Below are 20556 nucleotides of genomic sequence, written 5' to 3'. Positions count from 1 at the left end.
GGGAGGAATTCGCGAATATTTTTTTGATATAACAAATATTTGCTCTGATTTAGAGGCTGCGTCAGAAAAAATAAGGTTTTTTTACACTGCTTATGTTGAGTTTTTTAATGTCTATACTTCAAAAATAAACGACCTTAAAGATCAGTATTATTTTTTCAATCTGATTGTTAAAAAAGAGCATGTGGAATGCATTGCTAGTCAGTTATATGATTTTTTGTCAGAATTTATAAAAAGTGAGAAGTAACTTTTGAAAGATTTTAATTATTATTTTGGTTGGGGGTATGATTTTTAAATTGAATATTGGGTATTATATAGTGCAAAAAATATATATTATAATCTCCATGTTAATTGAAATACGTTGGTGCGACGGGACCAGCTGGCCTATGTGATCTCTTGCATCGCCTTAAGAGAGTGTTTCAAAACCCCTTGAAAAAAATCATGTTGCCTAAAAGTCTCACTGCATGGCTACTTCACTACTTCCTGACGAACTCTGGTATATCATCCAACCTCTTCTCCCCGAGCACACGCCAGACCCTCGCGGAGGAAGGCCTCGTGTATCTGACCGACAAGCGCTGTCTGGCATCTTGTTCGTACTGATGACAGGGATTCCTTGGCGACATCTGCCTACTTCTCTAGGGTTTGGCTCCGGCCCCACCTGTTGGCGACGGCTGAAAAAGTGGCATGAGGCTGGCGTTTGGCAACAACTCCATCATGAGCTGTTACACCGCCTGCATCTGGCAGATCGCATCGACTGGGAACGCGCCTGCGTGGATGGCTCATCCGTAAAGGCGAAAAAGGGGGATCTGCCGTAGGCCCTAATCCCACCGATAGAGGACGTTTGGGATGCAAGCATCATCTGCTGACGGATGGCAATGGCGTACCGTTGGTAGTGCTTTTTTCTGGTGCGAACATGCACGATAGCGTTCCGCTGACGGCGTTACTGGAAGCGATACCTAAGCTGCAAGGCACTCGCGGCCGCCCTCGGCATCGCCCGAACAAACTGCACGCTGACAAAGCCTATGACTACGAGCGTTGTCGAGAAGCCTGTGTTGTTCGAGGTATCAGTCCGCGGATAGCGCGCCGCGGCAAGGACAGTAGTACGAGGCTAGGCAGGCACCGCTGGGTGGTAGAACGCACTTTTGCATGGCTCAATCACGCTAAACGGCTAGCCGTTCGGTACGAACGCCGACTCGATATTTACTGCGCCTTCACGTTGCTGCGATGTGCCATGATCTGTTTTAAGAAGCTGATGTTGGGGTTTTGAAACAGCCTCTAAGCAGGAAGTGGGCTTTGACGGTCGTACCCGCAAGTACCAGTACGACGAAGGCGGGATGCTACTGACGTACAGCGAGGGTGATCAGGCCACGCTGTACGAACGTGACAGTACGGGGCTGCTGAAGCGCAAGCTTATCGAACGCAAGGGTCACGGCATCGTTGAAACGCGTTACGCTCACGACATGCTGGGCCGCCTGACCTCAGTGCAGAACAGCCACAGCGCGGTACGTCTGCATTATGACGCGCTGGACAATCTGATCGCTGAAGAGCAGACTGCTGACCTGCCGGACGGCTATCACTACCGCAGCGTCTATCGCCACACCTATGACGTGCTAGGTAACCAGACCACCACCCTGCCAAACGGGCAGGAAGTGGCGTGGCTGCGTTATGGTTCCGGCCATGTGCACGCGATGTCGCTTGATCGCCAACCGCTGTTCGATTTCGAGCGCGACGCGCTGCACCGCGAAACGGCGCGCCACTATGGTGTCCAACAGCAGACGCGCCAGTACGATGTGATGGGCCGCCTGACCCGTCAGCAGCGTCTGTTAGGCGAAGAGGCCAAGCAGCAGCGGTTGTATCACTACACTCAGACCTCTGAACTGTACGGCATTGACGACTCGCTCAAGGGTGAAACGCGCTATCAGTATGACCCAATTGGTCGTTTGAAAGCCGCCAGTACGCCGCTGGGCAATGAGACCTTCGCGTTTGACCCGGCGGGTAACCTGATCGACCCCGAGCTGTTGCAGAGCACCGAGCAGCACCGCGACAGTCAACCGATCAATGCCTGCTAGGGCGGTGTGCGCGAAAAGGCCTCGACTATCGCCTACCGCTGATGGATTATCTGAGTACGCCGCAGGAACTCACCGTCCGCGAAGGATATCTCATTATAATAGCACAAAGGCGGACAATTTATTAAGAGGGAGTGGTGTTCCTCCTTGCCGAGTTAAAATATTGAGAATATTGTTATGAAGATAAATTTTTTCTGGGAAAATGAAGGGCCTTTTGAAGGTCCGAATGTTAAAACAGATGTTTTTGCTAAAGGCAATATTGATATATTGCAGGCGTTGCTGACAGATGATGGCGGACTTTCTAAACATACCTATATTAAAATTGTGAATGATAGTATCCACGGTATAGAGTCTGTTAAAAATGGTGGAGTAGAAAAATTTGATTGGGATAGAGAGTGTTGGTCTGCGAGAATTGAAAAAAACGGAGTAACGTTATTTTCGCTATATGATGAAAGCTATTTTTGTATCATAGATATCAATGATTTTGAAAAAGCGCTTAAAGGCTGGAGAGATTTTATATCAAAGGGATGAGTATTGAGTATAGAAAAAATAAGTCCACCCTGTATGGACTTGCTATAGAAAATTTCTGACTACGAGGGGCTTCTATATTGAGTTGGGCACTACCATGCATGGGGATAGCTTGCAAAGGCCAATGACAGCGACGGCAGTGCCGCTAACGAGAGATGCCTTTACGCTTCTAGGGGCGGTATTTTGATAGCGGAGCATATTTTTGATTCCAAAAGTGATTGGCACCGTCAGTTGAAAGGATATATATAAATGAATATAGACAATGAAATAAGAAATATAGAGTGCGCTCAGTTCTTTTCAAATATGGGGTGTGATGATATTTGTCTAGAAAGTATTATTTTTGTTGGGAATGTGAGAGATGTGTTTGTTGAGCCATATAAACTTGTTGAACAGGGTGTTTATGATAATGTAACATGGTTGCCCTCATCGTTTACTCAAAATGATCCGTTTTATAATGATATGGATAGGCATGATGAACTAATCACATGGCGAAAAAAGTTGAATCTGGCTATTTCAAGAGCTACGCGAGACATTGATAAAAAAATATTTATATGTCCTCCCCATGATTTTTACTCTGTTGCTAAAGCCGCTATCCGTTTTGCATTTCGACAGCTTGCTGACGAAGAATTTTATTCTTTAGGAAGAAAGTGGCGCGAGGTGACAGATATCTATTACAGCGGTCACTGGCCTGTAGGCTTCACACGCGATAAATATATTGTTATTTGATACTTGGCCAATAAATACAACAAGTCAAAATTACGTATCTGCATAAATACGGCTCCCCGCGAGGGCAGGATTTAATGACGCCGCCTTGCCCATCCTTGCTGTGTTATTTCCTTCTTACAGCGCAGTCTTATGAATAGCGCTTTTCGCCCATTCCACCAACGCCATAACCTGTTCCGGCCGTTTCCCTCGCAGCATGGGATGAATCACCAGACACAGCATCCCGTTTGTCTCCAGAAAAGGCAGCGGTGCGACTAGGCGGTGATGTGCCAGTGCGTCGGCCACTAGCATATCCGGTGCCATTGCCACGCCGAGTCCAGCTTCGGCAGCTTCCAGCAGGTAGAGCGAGTGTTGAAACGTTTGTTGATACGCTATTGGCTTGGCTGAGCAGCTTTGAGCCTCCAACCAGAGCGCCCAAGCTTCGGTGCGGGACTGCGTTGACAGCAGTGGCAGCTGCATCAGCTCGTCTGCTGAGCTTATCGCCTTGCCACTTGTTAGCGTCGGTGAGCATACGGGGCCAAAGCATTCCGGATGAAGGGGAATTACTTCATAGCCTTGGGGCCACGGTGGGTTCAGATAGACCAGCGCCACGTCGATGCCGGCGCGCTCTACGTCCAGTGCGTCATCAGTAGATACAACGTGCCAGCGCATGTCCTGTAAAAGCGGTGGCAGTGAGGCCATACGAGGAATCAGCCAGCGTGACAGTAAACTCCCCGTGCAGCCCAGTGTCAGTGGTTGGTGTTGTTGCGCCGTAAGTAGCCCTTCCCAGCACTCGTGAAGCTGGCCAAACGCTTCGAGGGTGGCCTTCGCAAGTGTCCGCCCTTCATCGGTCAGTTCTAGGCGTCCCCTGACGCGCAGGAACAGTGGCATTCCCAGCTGTTGTTCCAACTGGCGTACCTGCCGGCTGACCGCGCCATGTGTGACATTAAGTGTCCGGGCGGCACCGCTCATGCTGCCCAACCGTGCGGTGGTGTCAAACGCGCGCAGTGCATTAAGTGACGGGTATTCGTGGGCGGGGCGCATGCGGTGATCTCTCAGCAATAAGGACGGATAGGGGGGGCCGTGAGCAATAGCCGTAGCTGCCACTCGCATCCTATCGGGTGTGGTAATGTCTGCGATGGCCACTGCGTTAAGAGTGTGAGTTTAACTCACAGTGGCGTGCATACAAGTCGATTCCTGTTCGTCAGCGAGTCGGGTAGTGTAGTCCTCAATTCGGTAGCGTGCCCGTGCAGGTTGGCAGGCTACGTACATGACATGATGACAGGAGCCGTACCATGACCGCTCACCGCCCGACACAGCAGCCTGATCGTGATGGATTCTTCGGCATCTATGGCGGCCGCTTCGTTGCCGAAACGTTGATGCCGCTGATTCTGGACGTCGAAAAGAACTACACCGCGCTGAAGGATGACCCCGCTTTCAAAGCAGAGCTGGCTGATTTGCAGCGCGACTATATTGGTCGCCAGACGCCGCTCTACTTTGCCGAACGTCTGACCGAGTATCTCGGTGGCGCCAAGATCTACCTTAAGCGTGAAGACCTTAACCATACCGGTGCGCACAAGATCAACAACTGCATCGGGCAGATCCTGGTGGCTAAGCGCATGGGTAAAACGCATGTCATCGCTGAAACCGGCGCGGGCATGCACGGAGTTGCTACGGCAACCGTGGCAGCGCGCTTTGGCATGCGTTGCACTGTCTTTATGGGGTCTACCGATATCGACCGCCAGCAGGCCAACGTTTTCCGTATGAAGATGCTGGGCGCTACGGTCATTCCCGTTACTGCGGGCAACGGCACCCTCAAGGATGCGATGAACGAGGCGCTGCGCTACTGGGTCTCTCACGTTGACGATACGTTCTACATCATCGGTACGGCGGCTGGCCCGCACCCGTATCCTGAAATGGTTCGCGACTTCCAGTCTGTCATCGGTCGCGAAGTCCGCGAACAGATTTTGCAGAAGGAAGGGCGCTTGCCTGACACATTGGTGGCCTGCATCGGTGGCGGTTCCAATGCAATCGGTCTATTCCACGCGATGGTGAATGATGAAGGCGTCGCGATGGTGGGTGCCGAAGCGGGTGGTCTGGGGCTGGAATCCGGCAAGCATGCCGCAGCGCTTAACGCGGGCACGCCCGGCATTCTGCACGGCAACCTGACGTACCTGCTGCAGAGTGATGATGGTCAGATTTTGGATGCGCACTCTGTCTCCGCTGGGCTCGACTACCCAGGGGTAGGGCCGGAACACTCCTTTTTCCATGACACGGGGCGCGTTGAGTACGTCACCGTGAATGATGATGAAGCGATCAAGGCCTTCCAGCTGCTCTGCCATATCGAAGGCATCATCCCCGCACTGGAATCGTCGCATGCACTGGCCGACGTCATTCGTCGTGCGCCGACGCTGCCCAAAGACCACATCATCGTGATGAACCTGAGTGGGCGTGGCGACAAAGACATGGACAGTGTCGCGCACTATCTGGAACGACATCCCGAAGCACAGCTTGACGCTATCGGTGGTGCTGACAATGCTGCTGGCCAACAGGAGGCTACCCGATGAGTCGTATCAATGCCTGTTTCGAACGCCTGCACGCTGAAAACCGTGCAGCCCTGATTACTTTCATCATGGCAGGGGACGGCGGCGAGGCCACTTCTCAGGCGGTGCTGAATGCCTTGCCAGCGGCCGGTGCCGACATCATTGAACTGGGCATGCCGTTTTCTGACCCTGTTGCCGATGGCCCCAGCATTCAGCTGGCGGGACAGCGCGCGCTGGATAATGGGCACCGCATGGCCGACACGCTAGCGTTGGTCAAAACGTTTCGTGAACAGAACGATACGACCCCCATCGTACTGATGGGCTATGGCAACACGGTCTATTTCCACGGTATAGAGGCGTTCATCGACCAGGCTAAAAACGCTGGTGTCGATGGCCTTATCATCGTGGATATTCCTGCCGAACACGATGCGATGTTGGCTGCTCCGGCGCGTGCTAAAGGGCTGGACGTCATTCAGCTGGCTACGCCAACAACAGATGATGTACGTCTGCCTGCCGTACTGAAGAACAGCAGCGGCTTCCTGTATTACGTCTCGATTGCTGGGGTTACCGGCAGCCAAGCGCCAGACATTGCCAAAGTGCATCAGGCGGTTACGCGGCTCAAAGCATCTACACAAACGCCGGTTGCTGTTGGTTTTGGTGTGCGCACGGCTGAACAGGCTGCTGCCATTGGGGCGTTCAGTGATGGTGTGGTGGTCGGGTCCGCCATTGTTGATGCGCAGGCACGTGCGGCAACAACCGAAGAGGCAGTGGCAAACGTCGTCGAGCTGACAAATAGTTTGGCGGAAGGTATTCGTCGCGCTCGCTAATCCTTAGGCGATCATCAGGCATAATGGCATGAAACCCTGAGTGCTTCCGCGCTTGGGGTTTTGTTCCTTTTAGCCGGGTGTTTTTTTATGAGTGATCTGGTCTGTTATCTTCTGTACGGGGCTTAAAAACGGGGTCTACAGTGAAGGTGGCTGCGAGCATCAGGGTGTTCATCGTTGATGAGACCCGTAGCCGTTCAAACCGGAGGTATTAAGCAATGACGACTCAACGTACGCTTAACTCTAACGAACAGGCGCCGAAGAAAGTTGATGGTAGCAAACCGCACCCCGATGGCAAGGCTCCCCAGAAAGGTAAGGGTGAGCATGGGCATTGTGATGAAAAGTCCCCTAAAAAGGACGGCGGTAGCCATTCGTGCTCACACGGTGAAAAAAGCCATGGGCACGAAAAAGATAAACCGGCTAGCAAAGACAAGCCGCACACCAAGTAGTCTCTGATCGTGCATGACGACGTTGTCTTGGGAGCCTTTGTGCTCTATCAGAAACGCGACCTTTAAAGGTCGCGTTTTTCGTATCTGCCCTATTGAGGACCCATAACGAACAAGCACCAATACGGCATGGCCCTTAAAAGGCCTTCACCTCTATCTCTGATGATAAGAACGCGCTAGGCGAACAGGTCGACATTACCGCCTGTCGACGTGCTGGCACTGTTCTGCGCAGACGGGTCGACTTTCGGCGGCGGTACTTCCTGTGTTGTCTGTGCAGCGGCTTTCTGCTGCTGAAGCTGCTGCAACTGCGCCTGCAACATCTGGATTTGAGACTGCAATTGCTGAATGACTTCTTCAGAGCCTTCGCTGTCAGTGTCTACTTCGCTGACTTTGCTTTGCAGTGATGCAATCTGTTTTTCGACGGCTTCGATCTGCTGGTCATAATTGGCCGGGCGGGCTGTCGACTGAGTCGATGTAGTGCTACTTACCCCTGAAATGCTCATTTGTATTCCTCTTATGGAATGAGTCATAACGGCAATGGAACTTCACTGTGTATATCGGCAAATATGACACCTTATTCTGTATCTTATTGATCTAAAGAAAAGCGCATGTTCCTGTCGATGGAATAAAAAAGGGGGCTATGAAGAACCGTAGAGGGGAGGCCAACCGAGTGCCTGCGTTAGTCGAGGCGCTGGGTGAGAAAGGAAAAAAGGGTCTATAGGGTAAAGAAAAGGACACCTTCCAGGGCCCTCATGCGTGTGAGGACATGGCTAAAAGGCTCGTCAGTAAAGGCCTTGGCATTTGATATCAGCGTCTAGCCGTACTGGAAGGTGCCGGATGATTCATCGAACGTGTGGATCGAAAGGCATACCGCGCAAGCAGACCTCAAGCGTAGAGGCTGATGGCTGTGCTGGTGCCGGAGACGATGGCGTTGCTTTCGATCTGAAGGTGATGAGTGCCAGATCTGATGTTATTACCTGTGGTGGCCGACGTGGATGAATCCCTTTTGACAGCAAGCAGCTGCTGAATCACTGCCAGTCGAGACCTATATTGCTGTAAAAGCGCTTGTTGAGTGTTGCCCCCTGCTGCATCGCTATCCGTTATTGACCTGATCTTGGCCTTTAGTTGGCGGATTGAATGTTCGAGTGGCTTAGTCGATGTGCTGGTAAGCGAAGTTGTGTGCTGCCTTGACGGGTTGTTCGCCGCAACGTTCATTGTGATTACCCTGTTTTTTGTATTGGTTTTTATTCTCGCGAAGGTTTCTCTCGGTTTGTATATCGGCGTTTTAAAAAGAAAGGAAATGCCTTCATTACGATGAAATTATAGGGTTTTGTCGGCGTATTCGTGACATATGGAGGCGTGCTGAATGCTAGTGATAAGCGGTAAGGAAGGGGCGGCTCTGAGTGAAAAGCAGGAGTACGGGCCTGTTTGAGCAGACCCGTAACGGTCAAGCGACGTTGTCGGACCATTGATGACGGCGTCGATAGGCATACAGCACGGCGAGGCCGCCAGCACGCACGATCATAAACAGCATGAACGAGGCCCATAGGCCGTGATTGCCTAGACCTTGTGTAAGCCACCAGCATGCAAGGTAGAAGACGACCGACAGCATGACGGTGTCGCGCATGGCTTTAGCATCCGTGGCACCAATGAACACACCATCGAACAGGTAACTCCATACGGCAATGATCGGCATGACGGCTACCCACGGCAGGTAATGGCGGGCTGTGTCGCGTACGCTTTCGATATCCGTCAGCTGGCCGATAAGCCAAGGGCCGCCCGTCCAGAAGAATAGGCAGGCTAGCACTGCGGTCAGTAGAGCCAATCGCGCACAGGTGCGAACAGTGGCGCCGAAGGCGTCCCAGCGGCGAGCACCAACGGCCTGTCCGGTAAGCGTTTCGGCGGCTTGCGCGAACCCTTCCATCGCAAACGCGACCAGCATGACCAGTTCCATCAGTACGCCATTGGCTGACAGCATCGTGCTGCCGAGGCGGTTACCTTGTGCAGTGAAGAACGACATAGCGAACAGTAGGCACAGAGTTCGGATGAACAGGTTGCCGTTGACGCGCAGTAGTGCCAGATAGGCGGGCAATCGGGCCAATGGTGCCAGCGGCAGCGCACCGCTCATCTTGCGCAGCTGACGGTAGATCAGAAACAGGCTCAGCCCCAGCGTGGCGTAGTCTGCGATCAGCGTTGCCCAAGCGGCACCGCTGCTGCGATAGTCCCAGTAGCCCACCCAGAGCACCATGCCGATGATGGAAATCACGTTATTAGCGATGGTAATCCACATGGCCTGCCGTGCCTGCTGGCGTCCGAGCAGCCAACCCAATAGCACATAGTTGATCAGCACGGCAGGCGCAGCCCAGATGCGGATCATGGCGTAGTCGTGTGCCAGCGAGGCAATATCCGGCGTATTGCCCAGTAAGTTCAACCCTAGTGGTATCAGCCACGGCGATAGCACTAACAGTGCGATGCCGACGGTGCCAGCCAGCAGCATGGATTGGGCTAGCAGTAAGCGCATCTGACTGTCGTTCCGGCGTCCGAAGGCCTGCGAGGTCATGCCGGTGGTGCCCATGCGCAGGAAACCGAAGCCCCAGAACAGGAAGTTGAACAGGGTCACGCCGATAGTGACGGCTGCCAAATAGCGGGCATCGGGCAGATGACCAATGATGCTGGTCGCTATCAGTCCTAGCAGCGGCACGCTGATATTGGACACGATAATCGGCCATGCCAAGCGGCACAGGGTTTGGGTGGATACAGTGGGGGCTGGATCAGAGCTTGCTGGCAATGTGGTCATGCAACGATATCCATGGCGGTCATGGCAGGCGAAGGAAGCACGGCGCTGAAGGCACCGCGGCGAGCGTGAAGGCGAGGGTGGCAGCAGGTCTATGATCGGACACGTGCCGTGTGCGGCCATCAATGGGGGGATGGCCGCCTGTCAGGCTCAGGCTTTGCCCGTCAGCTTCTGGTATTTTTCCATCAGCTGGTCGTGGGTTTCCTGGCGGTCGGGATCGTGCGGAATGCAGTCGACCGGACAGACCTGCTGACACTGGGGGTCATCATAGTGTCCGACGCATTCCGTACATTTGTTCGGGTCGATAACGTAGATTTCTTCGCCCGGTGAAATGGCGTTGTTAGGGCACTCTGGCTCGCAGACGTCGCAGTTGATGCACTCATCCGTGATCATCAGTGACATAGTGATGTCCTCATGAAGGCGAAGGGAAACCGAGCGGCTTCCGCTGCAGTTTACAGAAGAATATAGCGCGTCCTGACGGCGGGAACGGCCTGCTGAACGTGCAGGATGACGCTGTGGAGGCGAAGTCTACCGAGTTGTGCGCAGCAGTGACAGTCTAAGCATGGCCAAAATGTGCCTTCATGGCGGCTTCGACTTCCGGTGGAACCAGTTTCGAAATATCGCCGTTCAGACGAGCAATCTCGCGGACGAACGTCGATGAAATACTCGAATGCTGCATTTCCGGCGTCAAGAACAGTGTCTCGACGTGCGGAGCCTGCAAGCGGTTGATGTTGGCCATCTGCAGTTCGTATTCGAAGTCGCTAACCATGCGCAGGCCGCGCAGTACCAGCCGAGCGTTATGTTCGGCAAGAAAATCGACCAGCAGGCCGGAGAAACCGACGACCTCGACGTTGGGCACATCGCTGAGCGTCGTGCGAGCCAATGCGATGCGCTGTTCCAGTGGCAGTGTGGGCTGCTTACCAGGGTTGGTGGCGATCGCCAGGATAATGCTGTCGAACATGGTAGAGGCACGGCGTACTAGGTCGATGTGGCCAAGTGTGATGGGGTCGAACGTGCCGGGATAGACGATGGTGCGCGAAGCAGAAGAGAAAGGCATTGTCCTGCACTCCTGTCGAATGCGGCCCAGACAGTGCAGGCAAGCGTCATAAACGCTTGCCTGCACTGTGGGAGGAACGTGGTGAAGCGTCGCTTATTCGACGCGACCGAACGGGTTGTTCACGCTCAACGAGATCGGATGGGCATAGCCCGGAATGTGGATCTCGGTATCGGTGATGGTCAGTTCTGGTCCTTCCAGCACGTTATGGCCGAAGCGGTACTGCGGTTCGAACGAACCACTCTGACTGCGCTCGTTGAAGGCGGCCGAGGCAGCACGCGTCTGCTCGCGGCGAGCTTTCCAGTCCTCAATGGCCTGATCGCCGTGGCGCTGACGCAGCAGTTTTTCGGTCACGGCCGGAGACAGCAGTGGAGCCGTAGCGTTGTTACCACCAAACCCTTTTGCGTTGATGAACGCTACATCCATTTCACGCGTCAGGTGTTTTTGGCTAAGCAGCAGGTGGTCGCCGTAAACGTCGTCGGCGACTTCATCAAGGGTTTCGATGCCCGGCACGATGCCGTGGGCGAACGATCCCAATGCGCTGACAATCTGGTCACCCGCGGCGCTGCCTTGGGAGTGACCGATATACGCCTTGATGGCGGCAATGGGCCACGACTCAATGTTGAACGCTTTCGCTACCTGATGCAGTACGTGCGATTCGGTTTCGCGGTTCTTCGGCGTACTGGTGCCGTGCGCGTGCACATAGCTGCGCGTGCGGATGGCTTCATCACCGAGGATGTCGCGGGCCAGACTGACACTGCGCGCCAGCGTCAGATAGTTGCCGATGCCCGGTGCGGAAATGGATTTCTTCCAGCCGTCGGCGTTGACGAATACGCCTGGCACCGAACCGTAGATTTCAGCGCCCAGCTCAAGGGCTAAGCTGTCGTCCATCAGCAGGATGAACTGTGCCGCTTCACCGATCGTGAAGCCGCAGTTGCGTGCGAACGGACGGCAGGCGCGCTGGTAGTCTTCGTTGGTCAGAAGCTCCAGTGCGTCCAGTGTTTTAAGGCTGTTGTCATCGGCCAGCGCGCTCATGACGCGAAAGCCTTCGACCACTTCCGGTGTGAGTGGCGTATCGCAGGTACCGACCATGACGACGCGACGGCGGCCCGCCATGATGTCATCGACGGCCAGACGCAGGTTGTAGAGGAACGTCGCGCAGGCACCTTGCATCGCACCGGTGACCCCGACACTGCCGAGCACATAGGCGTTAAGGAAGTCAGCTGGCATTTGGCCGTAGCCGAGCGGCATCTGCTTGGAGGTGGCACGGTTGCCCGTGACATAGCTCTGCAGCAGCCCACCCCAGCCCTGCTGATCCAGCTGGCCGGTGGAGTTGCTGGCGTAGACGCCGATCTCATCCGGGGCAAGACGATCGACCACGGATTCCCAGTCCAGACCGCTCTGGCCTAGACAGTCAGAAGCGCCAAAGATAGTCATCGACAGCGCACGCGGATGGTGAACGCTGCGATAGAAGGTGCTGGGGTCGAAGCCGCGCGGCAGCTGTGCACTGCTGTGCACCAGCGTCTGGCGCACGTCCGGCAGCAGCACTTCCATGGGGCCCGCTGGCACGGTGACTTCGACACGGCGGTCTTCCAGCTCGGTCACCTGCCAGTGGGCGGGAATCTGCTCCGGCAGCTCGCGCCGCTTGAGGGTGAACGTCACCGGGGCGGAAAGCTCCAGATGGGCACGGCTGTTGGCAGTGATGCCTTCTGCGCCCGGAGCCGGGGGTTCGATGCAACGGATCAACGTGTGGTTCATGATATCGTCACGATAGCGTGTCACGATATCTTGAGCGCTGCATGGCGTACCTTCGTGGTCATACCACTGGCCTTGCTCATCGCGGTGAGCCAATGCCATAAGAGATGCCAGCCCCAGCAGGGTGTCGTCCTGCTGTTCGGTTGACAGTGCATTGAACACCGTGCGACGGAAGGCCTGGTGCCCAGAAGTCCGGCCGGCAGCGTTGACGCCACCCAGGCCGACGATCACCGGTAACTGTGACAAGCCGCAATCCTCGCTCTTACTGTCGCGGCGCTTTAGTGAGCCCGCAATTTTGAATATCGACGCTACGCAGAGGACGAGCGTTGACCCGTCCTCTGCGCAGAGGTAGTGGCGGCATGATAACATCGCCTTCACAAGGCCGTCATGTCACCCGATGTAACCGTAGCGGGGTGATGGTCCCAAAAGCCCGCTCGGGCCAATGCATTCTGGACGAACTTTTTTCCCCATGTACGCCAACTCTCGCGCCATTACGACTCGGCAGCTTGCGCCGCACGAATCCCTTGAATCACGCCTAAAACGTATGATGGCAGCACCTTGGCAGCGCCCTTATGCGCAGCACAGTATAGCGGCCTTTGCTGGTGCAGAACGCCTGCTCCAAGCATATCAGCCAGATTTCCCCAGTGGCCTCATTCTCGATTCCTGCTGTGGCGTAGGGTTGTCGACGCGTCAGCTGGCGCAGGCGTTCCCTTCTCATCTGGTGATTGGTGTCGATCGCAGTGCCGATCGCCTATCGCGTGATCATGGCCCCTTGCCAGGCAATGCGCTATTGGTGCGCGCTGACCTCTGCGATTTCTGGCGGTTGGCGCTGGAGGCGGGTTGGCAGCCGGAGCGCCACTATTTGCTCTACCCCAATCCATATCCTAAGGCCGGGCATCTGAAGCGGCGCTGGCAAGGGCACCCGGTATTTCCGACCCTGATGGCGTTGGGGGGACGGCTTGAGCTGCGTTCAAACTGGGATATCTACGTACAGGAATTCGCTCAGGCCATCGCTATCGTGACCGGGCAACCGGCACCGGAGGTCGAGCCGCATGACCCACAAAACCAGTTCCTGACGCCATTTGAGAAGAAATACCATGCCAGCGGGCAGACACTGTGGCGCTGTACGGCAGAGCTGCCCTATCGCGGTGCATGATGCACCCGCATCAAAAGGCCGCAGGCCATTTTCGAGCGTTATCGCAGATCTGAACTAGAGTGGCGGCCACGTCGTGATCTCTTTTCTTATGGCCGCATTACCGTTGACCGTGACGGATTACAAGGAATGTAGAATGAATCGTTTTCTCGATAGAGGGCGAGTGGGCTGGTTTGGCGTGCTGGTGGGGCTGACAATGGCGGCCACGGCACAGGCTGACTCGTTCGATTCAGTGGCGTCAATGGCTGCTCAGAAAGGATGGAACGTTAGCGCCGAAGCGTGGCTGCTGGACGATTCGGCCCCGTTGGCCCAGCTTCAGCCCAGTGCGATGATGATTCCTGCGTCGGTATCTAAACTGTACGTTGCTACGACCATGCTGGATCATTTCGGGCCGCGCTACCGGTTCTCGACCCAGCTGCTGGCGACGGGACCGGTCAAAGATGGCGTACTGCAGGGCAATCTAATTCTGGATGGCAGCGGCGATCCCGCGCTGAGCACGCGCGATGGCTGGGCGTTGGTACAGTCATTGCAAGCATCAGGGGTACATCGGGTTGCCGGACAGGTGCTGGTGAGCGAGTGGCGCTATGGCGATGAACCTTGCCTGACCGTCGATCGCTGCCGTGCACGCGACAGCTCGAAGAATGCTTACGACGCGCGTTTGTCGGCGGCAGGGCTGGATTATGGAACATGGTGTGTGCAGATCACGCCAGCGCAGGTGGGTGAGCCAGCGCGCGTCAGCGCCTGCGATGGCATGCCGTTGCCGCCCTACGAAGGGCAGATCGTCACCGTGAGCGGGGCAGACAAGAGCCGCTTTTCGGTGCAGCGTGTAACGCGTGCCGGTAAAGATATCCTGCAATTGTCGGGGCAGTTGGCACAGGGCACCAGTGCGCAGCGTATCTACCGCGCCAGTAGCAGCCCCGCCGGGCAGAGCCTCGTGACACTGCAGCAGTTGCTGGGGCAGTCCGGCATTAGGGTCGCGCAGGGGGGCCGCGTCACGCAGGCCATGCCGCCGCTTTCTGCGCAGCCGATCGCGCACGTCGAGAGCATGCCGTTGCAGGCCGAACTGATGGATATGCTGGCCTATTCCAACAATTTCATGGCAGATTCAATGACGATGGCGTTATCGCCGAGCTTTCCTGCCTCACTGGAAAAAGGCTGCAATGTCATTCAGCAATTGGTCGCTACGGTGCCGGATCACGGACCTCTCGTGCTGCGCAGTGGTAGTGGTCTGACGCCGGAGAACCGCACCAGTGCTCATGGGTTAGTCGCCTTGCTGCGTGCGTTCTATCAGAAACCTGCGCTGTTCCCCGCATTGGTCGGTAGCATGAACACACCTAAAACGGGAACGACCTATTTCATTCAGCAAGCAAGCGAACCCTTTGCGTCGCATGCGGTCATCAAGACAGGGACTTTGGATTCTCCCGTACCCGTTCGCGCGATCAGCGGCTATTTCCGCACGGCACAGGGACGCTGGGGGGCTTTTGCCGTTTTGCTGAACGGACGCTCTGCACAGACGGAATTGAATTGGTCGCTGGCGCTGCCCGCGATCACCGCAGACGTGAACAAAATGATTCAAGCACACTGACGTACCGAAACACGGCGCGTCTGAGCAGAGTGGCCTCATCCTTGCAGAGGCCATGACAAGTACTTCGATGCCTGCCATGCTGGTGGGGATCACCACTTCTGGAGATGACGAACATGATGGGATTGAGTAGTCCGGGCCATTGGCTGATTCTGCTGCTGGTCATCCTGCTGGTCTTCGGTACTGGCAAACTGCGCAATCTGGGCAGTGACCTTGGTAATGCTGTTAAAGGCTTCAAGAAAGCCGTCAACGACGACGATGACAAGCCTGCCACGACCGAAAGCAAACGCATCGACACTCCTCACGATGCTGATGATGTGAACCGCAGTAAGTAAATCGCTGCCGCTACAGCAGGCCGCCATGCGAATCGCCAGCACGCCTTTCCTTAGAACTTCGGTTTCTGGGATCAGGGCATGCTGGCGTTGTCGTCTTTGGGAGATGCTCCCGCTTCACGAGGGGCGGGGCCGAATTGGTTGGTGCCTTTTGTGCCGGGAAAGCAGAGAAACCCGATGAGCAGGATGAACAGCAGTGGCCAGACGACGAAGATGACGAGAAGGGGGAGCACGCAGAATGGTTCATCGATCATTTCGGGATCTTCGTCGTAGGGCACCGGAAACATGAAATTTTCTAGATAGCACGACCCGATAAATAACAATATGGGGACTACGATCCATAGCAGCAGCCACCACGCGCGCAGATTGATATCGTGAGCGCGCCGTACGGTGATGCTGAGCGATGGCATTAGCAGAAAGCACACATAGGCACTGTAGGCGTGGCGCCACGGCGATGCTGATGATCCCCAGTCGTCCAATGCGTATAGCGTTGCTAGGGTGACGATGACGAATGACCAAAACTCTCGGTACCCTGCACGGCCAGTGAACACAGCATATTTGGCTAAAGCCTGTGCGTACCAGCGAAGGAGATTGATCGGGAGTGCCACAATGCCGGCATGTGTGGGACGGCAGATAGGGCAGTGCCGAAGCAGTAGTTGAAAGCGTGATGAGCAGTGTGGACAGTGGGTCATGGTCAGATGGGAATAGAAGGTAGATGAGGGACCATTAAGGAAGAAATGCAAAGCAGGGCGGCCCGTTTCCGAGGCCGCCCTGCATGCTATGACCGGTCGCGACAGACGATTATTTCAGCGGCTGTTTGGGGTCATTGCCGAAGCGGTTGGCGCCACGCGTACCTTCCATGCAAGCGAACACGAGGTTGACGATCGGCAGAAGGATCCACCAGCCGCTGCGATCGCTATCGTGCATGCGGCGGACGGCTGCTGCAATGCTGGGGATCAGCACGGCCAAGCTGTACAGGTTGCTGAGGATGGTGTGGCCGTTGATCAGCGCGTCGACGATGCCGACACCGAAGCTGGCGATGGCATTGGCCAGAACGAACATCCAGTATTCCTTGCGACGTGCACGACCGCTGAATACGGCGTATTTGGAGAATACGGTCTTATACCAGAAGAACGGGTTGTTGCTGGACGTGTCTTCTGCGCGGGCGCTGGGAGCGCCGCAGGACGGACATGCAGCAGCAGAGACGTGCATTTGAGTGCCGCACTGGGAACAGTGGATCATGTTTGTATTGACGGTCATGTTGAAGCCCCTAGGGTGATGTCTTCAAGCGCTGTCTAGGCTTGAGCATTTAAGTGCCGGATGGCGTAGAACACGTGTGTTGAGTACGATGGTTATAAGAGATTTGCTATTAATACTATCGGGCCGAGATGAAACGAAATCAGCACTAATGTTGCAATGTTGAGTTCTCGGCCTTGTTCCTTGGTACAAATGTTATATATGGCCGGTACGGCACTCAGAAGGAACAGAAGAATATATAGCGAAAGTGACACTACGAACTGCGTCGTGGTGCCTGTGAAGAGCGTGATGAAACTGGCAATGCAGGCCGGTATCAAGCAGATGCTCAGCAGGAGGCAGACCAAGCTCATGCTGAACCCTTTTTCTCTTGGTAGCGCGATATTGCGTAGCGCGCCACAGCGCGGGCAGGCTGTGGCTGTCTCATGGATCTGGTGGCCACAGCTTTCGCAGTAGATCATGCTGGTCTTCCCCTGCTTGAATAGTGCGGTAATTAGTTCAAGTGCCATATTTAACGCAGACAGTGTGCGTACAATAGGTGTAAGTGTCTTATTGGTTTTAGTGCGGTCTGTTTGAAATAGGTATCGACAGCAAGCACAGGATCGTTAGTCTGCGTTATTTTTCACGCCAAGGCCTTATTACGATCGCGTACTAGTGTCGCATAGTGATGCGAGGAAGGCAAAGCAGAAATTCAATACCTATATATTCATACATAATAATGCAGGGCAAATTCACTTGCGTCCTTATTTGCTGTCCTTTTTGAACTCGCCGGCGTATTGGATCGCTCTTATCTACTCACAAAAGATAACGGCGGGAAATAAGCGATAAACATCGTTTTTTCTATATTGAAACACGGTGGCTCTTATTATCATGAGCTCGAGTGTATCTTTTTCGTTTGGTCATTCGTTATGGCGACAGCCCTAACAAGGGGAGGCAAAAATAGGGCGGCTCTTGTCGTTTTTGATGTTGAAGACGTGGCGCGTTAAAGGAAGGTAATGCAGCAAAGGCGACATACCGAGTCGTGGTAATGCCGTCGGACAGGCAACAGTGGGCGCAGAGCAGGGTAGGCCTGATCACTATAATCTATCGTACTATGGCGGCACGCTTGGGTGGAGCGGTGTGCTTTTGCAGGGTTACTTCTATAGTGAGATAGGGCCTGCCCCAGAATGGAGCTCGGTGAGTCGTTCCGTACCATCGGTATGTGAGTAGGCCGTTCTTTGGGGATCGCCGAGGACGTCATTATGGGCATGAATTTGCAGGCTCGTGTCGATGCCGTCGAGCGTCTACCCTTCGCTTTCCAATAGAGGCACTGCAATCATGATTGATCCGAAACAACTGCTGTCCTTCGAGACGATGGTTACGCCCAAGCTCATTACGATCCTGTACTGGGTCATGCTGGTGATTATTGTGATCGCGGGCATCAGGAGTATCGTGTTCGTCGGCATCATTCCGGGCATCATCTCTATGGTCGTCATGGCCGTGGTGGTGCGTATCCTCTTTGAACTGACCATGTTGGCGTTCAAGAACAACGAATACCTGAAAAAGATTGCTGAAAGGCAGTAGATCATGACGCAGCGCACGCGGGTTGCCGGTGCGCTGCGGTATTTCTGTCGAGAGGTGGGGGCTTGGGCGAACTTATTCTTCGGCAGCAGCTGATTTTGAGATGTTCTGCACCATAAAAGCGTGCTCTTGAGGCCCCTTACACGCAGCATGCTACCCACTACCCACTACCCACTACCCACTACCCACTACCCACTACCCACTACCCACTACCCACTACCCACTACCCACTACCCACTACCCACTACCCACTACCCACTACCCACTACCCACTACCCACTACCCACTACCCACTACCCACTACCCACTACCCACTACCCACTACCAGCCGTAGCTGAAACCTGCGCCTACCACTGGAGCGGTGCTATTCGAGGTGGCGACGCCGAGGCTGAACACGTTGTTGCTGGAAGGCTGGTAGTGCATGCCAATCGCCACGGCCGTGCTGTTTTTGAAGTTGCCCATGCCGACACCTACATCAAACGTTTTCCCGGCAAGTGCCGGAACGGCGCTTAATGCGGTAATGCTGGCGATGCCTGCGCGCTCTTCGTTGCGGACATCACTGATCTCGCTGCGCAGCTCGGCCACCTTCTGATCGGTATATTGTCTGGATTGATCAATCGCACGATGGGTGCGTTCGATGGAGGCATGGTCAACGCGGTTAATGCTATCGTTCAGCCCGTCGATGCGCTGGTGTTCTGTGGCCTTGCTTTGATAGGTGTCGCCATTGAGGGTGATGGCCTTGTCGACGGTATTGCCGATACGCAGGATGTCCTGTCGGTTGGTTTCGACTTGGCGGCGAGTGGTAGCCTGCGTCTGCGCTAAGCTATTGGTTTGATTCTCGGTAGCCGAGGTTCGTGCTTCCAGCGTAGTGGCGCGAGTTTCATAGCCATCCGCGCGGCCTTCAAGCTGCCCAGCGCGTGCTTCGGTCTGGGCGGCCTGCGCTTGCACGGCTGAGGCCTGATCTTCGAGACTTGCCGTGCGAGTCTCTACGGCGGTTGTTCGGCTCTCAAGCTGCCCAGCGCGTGCTTCGGTCTGGGCGGCCTGCGCTTGTATGGCTGAGGCCTGATCTTCGAGGCTTGTCGTGCGAGTCTCTACGGCGGTTGTTCGGCTCTCAAGCTGCCCAGCGCGTGCTTCGGTCTGGGCGGCCTGCGCTTGCACGGCTGAGGCCTGATCTTCGAGGCTTGTCGTGCGAGTCTCTACGGCGGTTGTGCGGCCTTCAATCTGGGTGACGCTCCCTGTAAGCGCGCTCACTTGCTGGTTCATGTTGCTGATGCTGCCATTGATGTTGCTTAGAGCATCGTTGCTGGCCTTAGTATCCAGTTCGGTCTTTAGATTATCTATTCTGATATTGGCCTCAACGAGGCCTTGAACATTATTCTTTATCTGACTGTCATGGCTGCTTAATGTGGCGCCTTGAGCGTCCTGAGTGGCGCTTAATTTAAGTACGGTATTATTGGTAGTGTCGGTTTTATTATCGAGGCCATTGATACGGTCATGCGCTCGGTTGGTAGAACCATCTATCCATACTATTTTGTCACTCTCGGCCTTCTGTTCTTCCTTGAGGCTGTTTATTCCCTGCTCGATCGTGCTTATGCGGGTTTCATGCTGGTCAAGCCGTGTGCTGATATCGGTATCTTCGGCCACGGCTAGGAGGGGAAGGTCTGTCACAATAAATATAATTAAAATGGCAAAGTGTTTTTTCATCGCCTGAATGACCTGTACGCTCCAGTACTATTCTTAGTATGCCGCTCTCTTTTATGGGAATAGTACTACTGTCTTGTAGGCCACCACTCTGATTATTATCCTGTGTTTACACCCGCTATTTTTCATTTATGCAGGACATTTAGAACAAATAATACTTAGTCTTTTAGTGGGTTATAGTTGTGATTGAGGTAAAGAGTTACTTTTTTATAAGGGGTAGAGAAGACGTGATTTTTTCTCGCTGGAAGTGGTATTCGGTCTTTTG

20 protein-coding genes are annotated in these 20556 nt (G+C 54.5%); 11 read left to right on the top strand and 9 right to left on the bottom strand.

The window, feature by feature from the left end; genetic code table 11:
- Positions 1-461 precede the first annotated feature (461 nt).
- From ZBT109_RS11395 to ZBT109_RS11380, 4 genes are all read left to right on the top strand, one after another.
- A protein-coding gene (locus ZBT109_RS11395; protein ID WP_120185374.1) for an IS5 family transposase occupies positions 462-1264 on the top strand; the annotation gives its coding sequence in 2 pieces (ribosomal slippage) (positions 462-792 and positions 792-1264; 804 coding nt in all).
- A gap of 19 nt (positions 1265-1283) precedes the next feature.
- Entirely contained in the window at positions 1284-2066 is a 783-nt protein-coding gene (locus ZBT109_RS11390; RefSeq protein WP_027706146.1) for an RHS repeat protein, read from the top strand.
- Positions 2067-2240: 174 nt separating this feature from the next.
- Positions 2241-2594, top strand: coding sequence for a hypothetical protein (locus tag ZBT109_RS11385; RefSeq protein ID WP_051524201.1), 354 nt, complete (start codon positions 2241-2243; stop codon positions 2592-2594).
- A gap of 246 nt (positions 2595-2840) precedes the next feature.
- Complete coding sequence (locus tag ZBT109_RS11380; RefSeq protein ID WP_027706147.1) at positions 2841-3317, top strand: hypothetical protein; 477 nt, start codon at positions 2841-2843, stop codon at positions 3315-3317.
- A gap of 114 nt (positions 3318-3431) precedes the next feature.
- Here the strand turns inward: ZBT109_RS11380 and ZBT109_RS11375 are convergent, their stop codons facing one another.
- Positions 3432-4337 carry a LysR substrate-binding domain-containing protein gene (locus ZBT109_RS11375; protein WP_027706148.1) on the bottom strand — a complete coding sequence of 302 codons (906 nt, stop codon included), beginning with the start codon at positions 4335-4337 and terminating at the stop codon, positions 3432-3434.
- A 251-nt stretch (positions 4338-4588) separates the two neighbouring features.
- On the opposite strand from ZBT109_RS11375, the gene trpB reads away from it, so the two are divergent.
- The 3 genes from trpB to ZBT109_RS11360 all read left to right on the top strand — a co-directional run bounded on the left by trpB (position 4589) and on the right by ZBT109_RS11360 (position 7109).
- Positions 4589-5860: a tryptophan synthase subunit beta gene (gene trpB, locus ZBT109_RS11370; RefSeq protein ID WP_051524202.1), complete on the top strand. Its 1272-nt coding sequence runs from the start codon at positions 4589-4591 to the stop codon at positions 5858-5860.
- Entirely contained in the window at positions 5857-6663 is an 807-nt protein-coding gene (gene trpA, locus ZBT109_RS11365) for a tryptophan synthase subunit alpha (RefSeq protein ID WP_027706149.1), read from the top strand. Before trpB ends, trpA begins: the two co-directional genes overlap by 4 nt.
- A gap of 215 nt (positions 6664-6878) precedes the next feature.
- Positions 6879-7109, top strand: coding sequence for a hypothetical protein (locus ZBT109_RS11360; protein ID WP_027706150.1), 231 nt, complete (start codon positions 6879-6881; stop codon positions 7107-7109).
- Positions 7110-7282: 173 nt separating this feature from the next.
- On the opposite strand, the gene ZBT109_RS11355 is transcribed toward ZBT109_RS11360, so the two are convergent.
- The 5 genes from ZBT109_RS11355 to ZBT109_RS11330 form a co-directional block, all read right to left on the bottom strand.
- Positions 7283-7609, bottom strand: coding sequence for a FlxA-like family protein (locus ZBT109_RS11355; RefSeq protein ID WP_051524203.1), 327 nt, complete (start codon positions 7607-7609; stop codon positions 7283-7285).
- A gap of 944 nt (positions 7610-8553) precedes the next feature.
- On the bottom strand, positions 8554-9903 hold the full coding sequence (locus tag ZBT109_RS11345; RefSeq protein WP_027706152.1) for an MATE family efflux transporter: 1350 nt from the start codon (positions 9901-9903) through the stop codon (positions 8554-8556).
- Positions 9904-10050: 147 nt separating this feature from the next.
- Positions 10051-10302: a YfhL family 4Fe-4S dicluster ferredoxin gene (locus ZBT109_RS11340; RefSeq protein ID WP_027706153.1), complete on the bottom strand. Its 252-nt coding sequence runs from the start codon at positions 10300-10302 to the stop codon at positions 10051-10053.
- 154 nt (positions 10303-10456) lie between these two features.
- Positions 10457-10957 carry a pantetheine-phosphate adenylyltransferase gene (gene coaD, locus ZBT109_RS11335; protein WP_027706154.1) on the bottom strand — a complete coding sequence of 167 codons (501 nt, stop codon included), beginning with the start codon at positions 10955-10957 and terminating at the stop codon, positions 10457-10459.
- Positions 10958-11050: 93 nt separating this feature from the next.
- Positions 11051-12955, bottom strand: a complete 1905-nt coding sequence (locus ZBT109_RS11330; protein ID WP_027706155.1) for a beta-ketoacyl synthase — start codon at positions 12953-12955, stop codon at positions 11051-11053.
- A 223-nt stretch (positions 12956-13178) separates the two neighbouring features.
- On the opposite strand from ZBT109_RS11330, the gene trmB reads away from it, so the two are divergent.
- From trmB to tatA, 3 genes are all read left to right on the top strand, one after another.
- The gene (gene trmB / locus ZBT109_RS11325; protein WP_027706156.1) at positions 13179-13865 is read left to right on the top strand and encodes a tRNA (guanine(46)-N(7))-methyltransferase TrmB; all 687 of its coding nucleotides are present in this window, start codon (positions 13179-13181) and stop codon (positions 13863-13865) included.
- Between the two features lie 133 nt (positions 13866-13998).
- Positions 13999-15447: a D-alanyl-D-alanine carboxypeptidase/D-alanyl-D-alanine endopeptidase gene (gene dacB, locus ZBT109_RS11320; protein ID WP_027706157.1), complete on the top strand. Its 1449-nt coding sequence runs from the start codon at positions 13999-14001 to the stop codon at positions 15445-15447.
- Between the two features lie 113 nt (positions 15448-15560).
- A complete protein-coding gene (gene tatA / locus ZBT109_RS11315) occupies positions 15561-15779 on the top strand; it encodes a twin-arginine translocase TatA/TatE family subunit (RefSeq protein WP_324603191.1) in 219 nt (72 codons plus the stop codon).
- 71 nt (positions 15780-15850) lie between these two features.
- Here the strand turns inward: tatA and ZBT109_RS11310 are convergent, their stop codons facing one another.
- Positions 15851-16384: a DUF805 domain-containing protein gene (locus tag ZBT109_RS11310; protein ID WP_169734027.1), complete on the bottom strand. Its 534-nt coding sequence runs from the start codon at positions 16382-16384 to the stop codon at positions 15851-15853.
- A gap of 193 nt (positions 16385-16577) precedes the next feature.
- Complete coding sequence (locus ZBT109_RS14130) at positions 16578-17036, bottom strand: DUF805 domain-containing protein (RefSeq protein WP_267878433.1); 459 nt, start codon at positions 17034-17036, stop codon at positions 16578-16580.
- Between the two features lie 1311 nt (positions 17037-18347).
- Between ZBT109_RS14130 and ZBT109_RS11300 the strand changes: the two genes are divergently transcribed.
- Positions 18348-18593, top strand: coding sequence for a DUF4282 domain-containing protein (locus tag ZBT109_RS11300; protein ID WP_027706160.1), 246 nt, complete (start codon positions 18348-18350; stop codon positions 18591-18593).
- Between the two features lie 318 nt (positions 18594-18911).
- Here the strand turns inward: ZBT109_RS11300 and ZBT109_RS11290 are convergent, their stop codons facing one another.
- A complete protein-coding gene (locus tag ZBT109_RS11290; protein WP_170144706.1) occupies positions 18912-20258 on the bottom strand; it encodes a YadA-like family protein in 1347 nt (448 codons plus the stop codon).
- Positions 20259-20556 lie beyond the last annotated feature (298 nt).

This window comes from Zymobacter palmae (assembly GCF_003610015.1).
GTDB lineage: Bacteria > Pseudomonadota > Gammaproteobacteria > Pseudomonadales > Halomonadaceae > Zymobacter > Zymobacter palmae.
The sequence above is the reverse complement of the archived record's forward strand: the minus strand, read 5'-3'. Positions and strand labels throughout refer to the sequence as shown.

What these genes read in the sequence shown, in the direction of transcription:
- ZBT109_RS11385 (WP_051524201.1), top strand. Translation starts at nt 2,241, where the DNA reads ATGAAGATAAATTTTTTCTGGGAAAATGAAGGGCCTTTTGAAGGTCCG.
- ZBT109_RS11380 (WP_027706147.1), top strand. Translation starts at nt 2,841, where the DNA reads ATGAATATAGACAATGAAATAAGAAATATAGAGTGCGCTCAGTTCTTT.
- ZBT109_RS11375 (WP_027706148.1), bottom strand. Translation starts at nt 4,337, where the DNA reads ATGCGCCCCGCCCACGAATACCCGTCACTTAATGCACTGCGCGCGTTT.
- trpB (WP_051524202.1), top strand. Translation starts at nt 4,589, where the DNA reads ATGACCGCTCACCGCCCGACACAGCAGCCTGATCGTGATGGATTCTTC.
- trpA (WP_027706149.1), top strand. Translation starts at nt 5,857, where the DNA reads ATGAGTCGTATCAATGCCTGTTTCGAACGCCTGCACGCTGAAAACCGT.
- ZBT109_RS11360 (WP_027706150.1), top strand. Translation starts at nt 6,879, where the DNA reads ATGACGACTCAACGTACGCTTAACTCTAACGAACAGGCGCCGAAGAAA.
- ZBT109_RS11355 (WP_051524203.1), bottom strand. Translation starts at nt 7,609, where the DNA reads ATGAGCATTTCAGGGGTAAGTAGCACTACATCGACTCAGTCGACAGCC.
- ZBT109_RS11345 (WP_027706152.1), bottom strand. Translation starts at nt 9,903, where the DNA reads ATGACCACATTGCCAGCAAGCTCTGATCCAGCCCCCACTGTATCCACC.
- ZBT109_RS11340 (WP_027706153.1), bottom strand. Translation starts at nt 10,302, where the DNA reads ATGTCACTGATGATCACGGATGAGTGCATCAACTGCGACGTCTGCGAG.
- coaD (WP_027706154.1), bottom strand. Translation starts at nt 10,957, where the DNA reads ATGCCTTTCTCTTCTGCTTCGCGCACCATCGTCTATCCCGGCACGTTC.
- trmB (WP_027706156.1), top strand. Translation starts at nt 13,179, where the DNA reads ATGTACGCCAACTCTCGCGCCATTACGACTCGGCAGCTTGCGCCGCAC.
- dacB (WP_027706157.1), top strand. Translation starts at nt 13,999, where the DNA reads ATGAATCGTTTTCTCGATAGAGGGCGAGTGGGCTGGTTTGGCGTGCTG.
- tatA (WP_324603191.1), top strand. Translation starts at nt 15,561, where the DNA reads ATGATGGGATTGAGTAGTCCGGGCCATTGGCTGATTCTGCTGCTGGTC.
- ZBT109_RS14130 (WP_267878433.1), bottom strand. Translation starts at nt 17,036, where the DNA reads ATGACCGTCAATACAAACATGATCCACTGTTCCCAGTGCGGCACTCAA.
- ZBT109_RS11300 (WP_027706160.1), top strand. Translation starts at nt 18,348, where the DNA reads ATGATTGATCCGAAACAACTGCTGTCCTTCGAGACGATGGTTACGCCC.